The sequence below is a fragment of the Methanocalculus sp. genome (genome assembly GCF_029762515.1).
In the GTDB taxonomy this organism is placed as follows: Archaea; Halobacteriota; Methanomicrobia; order Methanomicrobiales; family Methanocorpusculaceae; genus Methanocalculus.
In genome coordinates, this window is the sequence record NZ_JARVGN010000044.1 from 1 (window position 1) to 9034 (window position 9034).

The 9034-nt window shown below is 50.2% G+C and carries 11 protein-coding genes and 1 pseudogene; 3 read left to right on the forward strand and 9 right to left on the reverse strand.

The window, feature by feature from the left end; all coding sequences use genetic code 11:
* From QCH34_RS02595 to QCH34_RS02615, 5 genes and pseudogenes are all read right to left on the reverse strand, one after another.
* Nucleotides 1–183 (reverse strand): annotated as a pseudogene (locus QCH34_RS02595) (hypothetical protein); the annotation flags it as partial.
* The gene (locus tag QCH34_RS02600) at nucleotides 180–434 is read right to left on the reverse strand and encodes a hydrogenase subunit MbhD domain-containing protein (protein WP_300329625.1); all 255 of its coding nucleotides are present in this window, start codon (nucleotides 432–434) and stop codon (nucleotides 180–182) included. The gene QCH34_RS02600 and the pseudogene QCH34_RS02595, both read right to left, overlap by 4 nt.
* Nucleotides 427–786 (reverse strand): monovalent cation/H(+) antiporter subunit G, encoded by a 360-nt coding sequence (gene mnhG / locus QCH34_RS02605; RefSeq protein ID WP_300329628.1) that lies wholly within the window; start codon nucleotides 784–786, stop codon nucleotides 427–429. Before mnhG ends, QCH34_RS02600 begins: the two co-directional genes overlap by 8 nt.
* A complete protein-coding gene (locus QCH34_RS02610; protein ID WP_300329631.1) occupies nucleotides 783–1040 on the reverse strand; it encodes a cation:proton antiporter in 258 nt (85 codons plus the stop codon). The genes mnhG and QCH34_RS02610 overlap by 4 nt, the downstream gene beginning before the upstream one ends.
* Entirely contained in the window at nucleotides 1037–1564 is a 528-nt protein-coding gene (locus QCH34_RS02615; protein WP_300329634.1) for a Na+/H+ antiporter subunit E, read from the reverse strand. Before QCH34_RS02615 ends, QCH34_RS02610 begins: the two co-directional genes overlap by 4 nt.
* 193 nt (nucleotides 1565–1757) lie before the next feature.
* On the opposite strand from QCH34_RS02615, the gene QCH34_RS02620 reads away from it, so the two are divergent.
* Both QCH34_RS02620 and hisH read left to right on the forward strand, forming a co-directional pair.
* Nucleotides 1758–3164 carry a phosphoadenosine phosphosulfate reductase family protein gene (locus QCH34_RS02620; protein WP_300329637.1) on the forward strand — a complete coding sequence of 469 codons (1407 nt, stop codon included), beginning with the start codon at nucleotides 1758–1760 and terminating at the stop codon, nucleotides 3162–3164.
* Nucleotides 3142–3747 carry an imidazole glycerol phosphate synthase subunit HisH gene (hisH, locus tag QCH34_RS02625; protein ID WP_300329640.1) on the forward strand — a complete coding sequence of 202 codons (606 nt, stop codon included), beginning with the start codon at nucleotides 3142–3144 and terminating at the stop codon, nucleotides 3745–3747. The genes QCH34_RS02620 and hisH overlap by 23 nt, the downstream gene beginning before the upstream one ends.
* Here hisH and QCH34_RS02630 read toward each other — a convergent pair.
* Genes QCH34_RS02630 through QCH34_RS02645 form a run of 4 tightly spaced genes read right to left on the reverse strand, consistent with a single transcriptional unit; the run spans nucleotide 3744 to nucleotide 8191 of the window.
* Nucleotides 3744–4364 carry a helix-turn-helix domain-containing protein gene (locus QCH34_RS02630; protein WP_300329643.1) on the reverse strand — a complete coding sequence of 207 codons (621 nt, stop codon included), beginning with the start codon at nucleotides 4362–4364 and terminating at the stop codon, nucleotides 3744–3746. The genes hisH and QCH34_RS02630 overlap by 4 nt on opposite strands.
* The gene (alaS, locus tag QCH34_RS02635; protein ID WP_300329646.1) at nucleotides 4357–7098 is read right to left on the reverse strand and encodes an alanine--tRNA ligase; all 2742 of its coding nucleotides are present in this window, start codon (nucleotides 7096–7098) and stop codon (nucleotides 4357–4359) included. Before alaS ends, QCH34_RS02630 begins: the two co-directional genes overlap by 8 nt.
* Nucleotides 7099–7157: 59 nt before the next feature.
* Nucleotides 7158–7487, reverse strand: a complete 330-nt coding sequence (locus QCH34_RS02640; protein ID WP_300329650.1) for an SWIM zinc finger family protein — start codon at nucleotides 7485–7487, stop codon at nucleotides 7158–7160.
* On the reverse strand, nucleotides 7484–8191 hold the full coding sequence (locus QCH34_RS02645) for a Nif3-like dinuclear metal center hexameric protein (RefSeq protein ID WP_300329654.1): 708 nt from the start codon (nucleotides 8189–8191) through the stop codon (nucleotides 7484–7486). The genes QCH34_RS02640 and QCH34_RS02645 overlap by 4 nt, the downstream gene beginning before the upstream one ends.
* A 102-nt stretch (nucleotides 8192–8293) precedes the next feature.
* Between QCH34_RS02645 and QCH34_RS02650 the strand changes: the two genes are divergently transcribed.
* Nucleotides 8294–9034 (forward strand): homocysteine biosynthesis protein (locus QCH34_RS02650; RefSeq protein ID WP_300329657.1); only part of this gene is annotated, 741 nt, incomplete at its 3' end.

Sequence of the window (9034 nt, forward strand, 5' to 3'; positions counted from 1 at the left end):
GCCCCTGTAGTCGAAGAGGACAGCAGTGACAACATTATTTGCACCACTCTGCTGCTGGCTGTTCTCAATGAAATACCGGTCCATTGGATGATCAACGGGATCGCCAAAGGTAAGCCCGCTCACAATCACGCCGAGCATCCCGATCATCAGGATGGTAATGATGATGGAAACTTTCTTCTTCATGCCTCATCACCCTCTGTTTTTGTGGTGCCGCGTATTGCTATCATGAAGGCTGCAGTCGTGAGTCCGGCTCCGATGGCAGCTTCTGCAATGGCAACATCGGGTGCCTGAAGGAGATAGAATTCAATTGCCAGAAGGAAACTGAAGAGCCCGAATGCGACTGCCGCTGATATGAGGTCCTTGAATTTAAAGACCAGAATTGCTGATACAATCATCCCGGTTAGGATGAATGCGTGAAGGATTATTTCAATCACGGGACTTCACCTCCGCGAGGCGATCGACAACTGAGGGGTCTGGCAGCTGCCCGCTTCTATGTGCGGCCCGTGCAATGGCATGCGAGCCGGTTGCATTTGTGAATGCAAGGGCAATAACGGCGATTGCAGTATGGATTGCAAGGGTGAGGTACTGGCTGTCGTTTGTCCCGGACAACATCCATCCGGCATAGATGATAACCCCGAGTGCCAGGAATATTGTTCCGAATGTCGTCATCTTCGTCTCTGCATGGAGACGGGTATAGACATCCGGGAACCTGAGGATACCGATAACTCCGAGGGTATTGAAGAGGATGCCGATTCCAAGGCATATCATTGCTGCTGTCTGAATCATAATTCTCCTCCTATATATTTCGAAATGGCGATGGTTCCGAGGAATGAGAGGAGGGCATACACGATCGCCACATCCACAAAGATTGTCTGCCCGAGATAGACGGCAAGGAGAATCATCCCCCCGACAACCAGTGTGTTGATTGTATCGAGTGCTACAACCCGATCCGGTGCTGTCGGCCCGATTGCAAGCCTCAGTGCGGCAAAGAGTATCAAAAGTCCGAGAACTGCAATTGCGATGAAGAAGATATCGTTCATTCCGCAATCCTCCTGATCCAGCCAGGTATATTAAAGAATGAGAAGAGTTCACGCGCCTCAACCACCTTCTTATCACGGAGTTCATCCGGGACATTGATCAGATGCACATACAACTGCTTTGTTGCATCATCAATCTCAACCGAGAGCGTCCCAGGAGTAAGGGTGATCGAGTTTGCAAGAAGCAGCATGCCGAGATCTGTCTTCATCCCGGTATTCACCCTGACAATCCCCGGCTTCACATTTCCTGTTATCACCCGAATGGCGACATCGATATTTGCCCGTGCCATCTCGATGAAGAGCGGAATAATTGCATAGACGGGCAGAAGAATGAGGCGTATGGGGTTTGCCATACGGACACTTCCTGTCCTGCAGAATATCCGGTATGAGGCGATACCAACAATGATTGCAAGAATACAACCGATGATGAGTTCACTTTCGGACCAGAGAATGATCGTTCCTGATCCGGCTGTCAAAAAGAGATATGCCACAAAAGCGGCTATTGCGGTTGCCAGCAATCGGATCACTGGTGGACAACCCCCCTTGTGCAACGGCAATGCGTCGTCTTATCCCGCAAAGAATGATACAAACGCGGTAGATGTAACTCCAGCCATTTGTTTGTCATGATCAATAATGATCGTTTCCTAAATTATGGTTTTCCATATGTGCAGAATGAACTGATGCTTCGCTATTTAACCAATGCTCAATAATAGAATAGGGATGAAGTCACCGTATCTTGGTGCCGTTCCCCTTCACTGGTGTGACGAATGCCATGTACCGGTTCTTGGAAAACGGTGCGCCTGTGGGGGGAAAACGCGTTTTGTCGGAGTTACACCCCCGGGAGATCTCCGTCCGGCATTTCCCTCCGATATCGAACTGATAAACCATCTGTTTGAGGAGTCATTTGGCTCCCCGCTCATTCCAAAAGATCATCTCGCACTTTTAAACAAGGTTCCGGACGATGACAGGATGGAGGAGATCATTGTCGGCGGGGCAATCGTCGGTGCGATACGGTACCTCCCGGGAGAAGGGAGATGGGAGGTGCTCCCGCGCCCGGATGCCACCCGCCTGATGGCTCCGAAGCTCCAATATGTGATCGTAGATGATGCTGCCGCTGTATTCATCAAAGATGGTTCAAGTGTTCTTGCACCCGGAGTTGTTGAGATTGAATCCCATGTAGAGAAGGGAGATGAGGTCTTTGTCCTCACAAAAGATGGTACCTGCATTGGTGTCGGGCGGGCAAAGATGGGTGCAGAAGAGGGACAGGGTATTTCCCGCGGCCAGGTCGTCCGCCTCAGAAAGAATGCTCCACAGGTATGCTGCCCCGGTCCCGGAACATGGGATGATACGGTGGATGCCAACAGGGAATACCTTGCATCAATGGAGGCAGACTCCATCAGCTTCATTCGCGATCTGGCAGAAGAGGAAGATCTCCCGGTCACAGTATCATATTCAGGTGGAAAGGACAGCCTTGTAACCCTCCTTCTTGCACTGAAGGCAATCGGGTCTGTTCCCTTGCTTTTTGCAGATACGGGTCTTGAGTTCCCGGAAACACTTGAGAATATCTCAGCTGTCTCAGATCGCTATTCCGTCCCTGTATTAAGGGGAGATGGTGAAACTGGTTTCTGGGAAGGTTTTTCAAGGCATGGCCCTCCGGCAGTCAACTTCAGGTGGTGTTGTAAGGCATGCAAGCTGAATCCTGTCAGGAGATTGATCGAACTTGAATTTGGAGAATGCATCTCTCTCATCGGGCAGAGGAAATACGAGTCTGCCAGACGGATGAAGAGCCGGCGTGTCTGGCGAAACCCAAATGTTCCCAACCAGCTCTCTGCAGCCCCGATCCAGCACTGGAATGCATTGCATGTCTGGCTCTATCTCTTCCAGGAGAAGGCGCCATATAATACACTCTATGAAGCGGGCCTCGATCGAATCGGGTGTTATATGTGCCCATCAAGCGATATTGCCCCTCTCAGGATGATAGAAGGACGTTATCCGGAGCTCTGGGATGAGTGGAGATCTGCTGTTACAGAATACGCCGAAGCCAACGGCCGCCCCCCGAACTGGTTTGAGAGCGGTGCGTGGAGGATAAAAAAGGGAGAAAACGATGACGAAGATAGCCATTATTGATTATGGTCTTGGGAATCTCAGATCGGTCTTTCGTGGGATCGAGAAGGCAGGGGCACGGCCGATTATCACTCATGATCCAGATGAGATCCGATCTGCCGATGGCATTATACTGCCTGGTGTTGGTGCATTCTCTGAGGGTATGGGGCGGCTCTCACCTCTCAGGCAATGCCTCCTCTCAGTTGCCAGAGATGTTCCGCTCCTTGGGATCTGTCTTGGAATGCAGATGCTGATGGATGAAAGTGAAGAACATGGGAACCACAAGGGACTCTCGCTGATCCCCGGACATGTCCGTAAATTTGAGCCGCAACCTGGAATGAAGGTTCCACATATGGGGTGGAATACCATTCATCATGCAATGCCGGATGATCCGCTCCTCTCTGGAATAGAGGAGGGCAATTATGTCTATTTTGTCCACTCCTATTATGTTGACTGCCCGATCGAGTACCGGCTCTGTGAAACCATCTATGGTGTCTCGTATTCCTCGGCAGTCAAGAAGGATCACATATACGGTGTACAGTTCCATCCGGAAAAGAGCGGGGAGACAGGCCTTCTGCTTCTGAAAAATTTTATTGGAATTTGTTAATACCGCTCATCGCGGAACCAGTGCATCGCTTCGTACACGATTAAGGCCAATAAGACCAGGCAACCCCCAAGGAAGAAGGCCATGACAAATTCATGTACCATCGGGGGAAGGGGGGCGCCTGCTCCTCCCACTGCCCGTGCTGCCATGGGCATTGCATCAGGGATCTGTATGGCTTCAGGTGGTGGAGCAGTATATACCATCATATCTTCTGAAGAAACCATTTTTCCCTGAAGGAATGGAAGGTACATGGTAAGGAGAGCGGTTCCCGCGATGAAGACGCCGAGTGTGGCGGCATATTTCTTCATCATGCCGATTGCACTCTGTCGGCCTGGAGAAACGATCAGGATCTGGTTCTTCAGGCTGTAGATCTTGATCTCACGGCCTTTTGCACTCCAGCGGGTATCTGCCACCTCAATAACACCTGCATCTAGCAGGTTACCGAGATGGTATTTTGCGGTGGTGAGAGGAATATGTAGCTCTTCTGCTAATGCAGTTGTGCTCTTTGGCGTATCTGAGAGGCTTCGCAGGAGATCGCCTGCGGTCGGGCTAGACATCGCTTTTGCGATCTTCTGTGCCTGTTCTTCACCAGGCTCAAGGAAGACTATCTCTTCAGCCATTGATCATCGTCTGTATGATTTCACGGGCTTTCTCAAGTGCACCGGGGATGGCATCCGCATCTTTCCCGGCCCCCTGCGCAAGTCCGGGTTTTCCTCCGCCCTTTCCACCAAGAACAGTACATATCTCCCGGACGATTACACCAGCATCAACTGAATCATTTCCGGATCCGGCAACAACACGGATGCCATCGCTTGTAGATATGAAAAGGGCCACTCCCTTCTGTTCAGAGATGCCTGATGCCATATTGACCAGTTCTTTCTGGGTTCGATCGATCTGACGGATGATAACATTCACCCCGCCAATCTCCTCGCCGCTCATGTTCTGTAGTGACAGATCTGCTAGTCTCTGTTCCAGATCCCCGATCGTTTTCCCCCGCTCTTTCCATTCAGAGAAGAATCGCTCCACTGACTGGGGGAGATGCTCCACCTGAACCGAGAGGGTGGCAGCAGCCTCGTTGACAATATCCTGCAGGTGCTGCATGGCATAGATCGCAGCAAATCCTGCTGAGAACTCAATTCGTTCGACACCGTCCTGAATATGTTCGATCCTGAGTATCTTGATGATCCCCACTTCGCCACTGTTCCTGCAATGGGTTCCTCCACATGCCTGGACTTCTGTTCCCATCTGGACAACACGGATATCCTTTCCTTTGGGGACACCACCCTGGTAGAGTGCGAACCCGAATTTCTCTTCGGCACGGTTTCTGTCTTCAATTTTTATAAAGACAGGTATGTTCTCCATAATGATCTGGTTTGCAGCGATCTCAATCCGCTTTGCCTCTTCCGGTCTAATATGTGAGAAATGGCGAATATCAAGCCTGGAACTATCAATCCCGTTCTGAGATCCGGCCTGGTGAATATGAGGGCCGAGAATTTGTTTACAGGCACGGAGAAGAACATGGGTGCCGGTATGGTGACGCATCAGCGACCAGCGCCGTTCCTCGTCAACAATTCCTTTTACCCGTTCTCCCCGCTTCAGGACTCCGCCTTTGATCTTATGCAGGATTCTATCGTCTTTGATTATTGCTTCATCCACCCGGACAACATTCTCTGAAGTGACAAGCGTCCCGGTATCTGAGGGCTGGCCCCCGCCATCCGGGTAGAAGAGGCTCTGGTCAAGTACGACATATCCATCGAAATAATCAAGGACAATTGCATCGAATTCAAATTCATAGGGTCGTTCGTAATAGATTTTTTTGGTTTGTGGGAGTCCCGTGATCCTCTCATCAAATTTCTTTGTACCGGCTTCTTCCTCTGATGATTCAGCCTCAGAGTGCATATCTGCGATAATTGAATCGAGGTCGTCGGGGAGATCAAAGTCCGCCCCCTCATTCGTTAATATCTCCCGCATCAGGGCAGTCGGAATACCATGTGATTCATAGAGAGTGACCATCTCAGGGAGCGGAACCGGTTCGTTCTTTTTCATATAGGTCTTTGCAATCCGCTGGACGACCCTGCTTCCCCGGGCAATGGTCGTATCGTATTTCTCTGTTTCACGATCGATGATCTGGCGCACTATGTCCTGTGTCTGCTCAAACTGATCAGATCCGATCGTATTCATCTGGGCAAGTACCAGATCTGAGAGCGTCTCATCCAGATTCAGCTCGCCCATCATCCTGAGACTTCTCCTGAGAACAAGCCGTGCCAGGTATCCTTCACGTGCATTTGACGGGACAATACAATCCCCAAGCATATATGCAAGGCATCGGGTATGATCGCAGAGTGCGTAAATCCCCTCGATTGGCGTAATCATCTCCTCAAGTTTATCGATGCTGATACCGATGGCGTCTGCAACCTTCTTGCGGAGATGAACCAGTTTTTCTCCCCTGATATCGATAAGCCCGGCGAATTTAGCGTTTAAGCCAAGGATATTGGTAAACTCGCTATTATCCAGAAGATGCTCGAGTCCGGCTGATCCCATCAGGCGGGATACCATCTCCGGGAATACCGCATCATAGATGGTTGGTGATCCTTTTGATGCCCAGACGAATCGCTCAAGACCATACCCGGTATCTACAATCCGAAGATCCATTGGATAGTAATCTTTTCCATCGATCATTGTCGGAGAGCGATCGGTCTTCGTCCTTCCAAGGTTCATGAAGACGAGGGTTGCAACCTCCAGTCCTCCGATGAGCACCTCAACGCTTGGGCCCGCATTGCCTCCCCCATACCATGGATGCTCTTTGAATGTGAGGTTCTGAAGATCCCCGCCAATCGATCTGATGAAATTCGAACAGAGTTCAAGTGTATCTTCTTTCCAGTAGATCTCTTCATCTGCGGAGTTGAAGGCATGATGTGCCATCATCTCAAAGCAGGTGAGATGCCTGCCTGATCGTCCGACTGCATCCAGATCATTTAAGCGGATACATGGCTGGGATATTGTGAGCGGGTTTGCAGGGGGAGGAACAACCCCACCGGTTACAAATGGCTGAAAATCTGCAATTGATGCAATTGTCAGGTAGATGTCGTCACGCCATCTGGCCGCGACCGGGTAGCGGTCGATTCGTGTATGGTTATTCGTCTCGAAAAATGAGAGGAATGCCTCACGCATCTGATCGAGAGAATGCGGTTTAAAGATCGGCTCTCCGATGAACTGATATGGCTCACAGGGTGCATCTCCACACAACTCACGGTCCGGGTCCTGTGTCCAGAAGGCTGCCCCACAGGATCTGCAGGTTTTCCTCAGAAATCCATTGGATCGAAAATAATCCAGCTCGTATTCTTCCTCAAGCATGAACAACCACGTGCTTGGTATAGGTTCTGTTCGTCACCATAAATGGTTTCTCTTTGGAATCAGCCTGTATCGTCTCCATTTGGAGGGTCGGTATACCAGAGATCGAATTCCTCGTAGAGGTGGCAGATATTAGCGATCTGAACCGCGATGCTGTGCCAGCAGACGCCACCCCGAAAGCGGAAATCATCACAGGTACAGAATCCATCTTCGACAATATATTCGTCAGATCGTCCAACGACGACCCAGAAGTCCCGGTACTTCTTAACATTCCCGTGCTCGGCTGCAAGGATTGCTTTTTCACCGCGTTCATGGTATGCATGGATGAGAGAACGCTTTGCCTCAGGTGACAGCTCCCGACTCTGTTTCAGCAGTACCCAGGGATTGATCATATAAGCAGGCAGCTTTCAGGGGGATCATCAATATATGTCCACCCCATCCTCCCCGAGAGAGCCTTCATTCCGGGCGATTCAAGGGCATAGTGTGTAGCTTCAATGCAGGGAAGTGGTATCTGGCGCCCGATGCTATGTTTCATCTCAGAGGAGATGAAAATCTCCGCGCCGCATCGTACTGCCTCATCCATGAGATCCGGTGAAAAACCTGATCCGCCTACAACAGCAACCCGATTATGGGTGGTGATTGCTCCATGAACCCGGACGCCACACCCAAGAAGCCGAATCAATTCATTGATCCCAAGGTGGCAGTCACCCACAATACCAAGGCTCATTCGTCTCCTGTTTGTTAATCCGATCTGATCGGCAAGCGCATCGTTAACTCCATTCTCTGCATGATCGAAATTCGTATGCATCACAAAGAGATTCATATCATTCTCAAGGAGTATTTTCAATATGCGCGCTGTTGTCCCCATGATCCGGGTAACGGGAGTAAAGAGGGGGGTGTGATGCACAACAAGCATATCTGCACCGAGATTTGCTGCTGACTGCACAACCTTCAGGGTTGGATCAAGTGCTGCAGCAACCACACCGATATCCTCTGTTCCCTCGACAACAAGTCCGATTCTGTTAGAATCGAACTCTTCTGCAAGCGATGCAGGGGCTATCTTCTCCATCTGATTGAGAAATGCGGATAGCTTCATGGATTTATGATTGAATCGGAGAAGGCATAGGTCTTGCGATGCGAAATATTACTCCTGGTTATTATTCGGAACCTTTTTTAATGCATGGAGAAGATATTGTGTATGACAAAATCCATCGAAGAGATTAATCTCAAAATTCGCGATGGAAGTGCTGTCGTTGTCACTGCTGAGGAGATGCCTGATATCGTCTCCGAACTGGGCGAGGAAGGAGCCTTGCGCGAAGTTGATGTTGTGACAACAGGCACCTTCGGCGCGATGTGTTCTTCAGGAGCTTTTCTGAACTTCGGCCATGCTGATCCACCTATCCGGATGGAACGGATCTGGATCAATGATGTCGAGGCATATGCAGGGATAGCCGCAGTGGATGCTTATATTGGAGCAACGCAGGAATCCACCACAGCAGGGTCAAAATATGGCGGGGCTCATGTTATCGAGGATCTCGTATCCGGCAGGCAGATTGAGGTTCGTGCAATCTCAAAAGGAACAGATTGCTATCCCAGGCGGACGATCACAACAGAACTCCTGCTTGAGGATCTGAACCAGGCGGTGATGGTCAATCCAAGAAATGCATACCAGTCTTATAATGCGGTAATAAACCGATCTGACCGGACACTCAATACCTACATGGGGATGCTCCTCTCAAACCAGGGAAATGTTTCTTATTCCGGTGCCGGTCTCCTCTCCCCGCTTGCAAACGATCCTCATTTCAACCTGATTGGATCCGGAGTTCCGTTGTTCATCGGTGGCGGAGAAGGTGTCATTATCGGAGAAGGAACACAGAGTTCTCCATCAAATGGTTTTGGTACCCTGATGGTAAGTGGAGATCTGAACTCAATGACTCCT

Coding starts and splice junctions, on each gene's coding strand:
- mnhG (WP_300329628.1), bottom strand. CDS start 786: ATGATTCAGACAGCAGCAATGATATGCCTTGGAATCGGCATCCTCTTC.
- QCH34_RS02610 (WP_300329631.1), bottom strand. CDS start 1,040: ATGAACGATATCTTCTTCATCGCAATTGCAGTTCTCGGACTTTTGATA.
- QCH34_RS02620 (WP_300329637.1), top strand. CDS start 1,758: ATGAAGTCACCGTATCTTGGTGCCGTTCCCCTTCACTGGTGTGACGAA.
- hisH (WP_300329640.1), top strand. CDS start 3,142: ATGACGAAGATAGCCATTATTGATTATGGTCTTGGGAATCTCAGATCG.
- QCH34_RS02630 (WP_300329643.1), bottom strand. CDS start 4,364: ATGGCTGAAGAGATAGTCTTCCTTGAGCCTGGTGAAGAACAGGCACAG.
- alaS (WP_300329646.1), bottom strand. CDS start 7,098: ATGCTTGAGGAAGAATACGAGCTGGATTATTTTCGATCCAATGGATTT.
- QCH34_RS02640 (WP_300329650.1), bottom strand. CDS start 7,487: ATGATCAATCCCTGGGTACTGCTGAAACAGAGTCGGGAGCTGTCACCT.
- QCH34_RS02645 (WP_300329654.1), bottom strand. CDS start 8,191: ATGAAGCTATCCGCATTTCTCAATCAGATGGAGAAGATAGCCCCTGCA.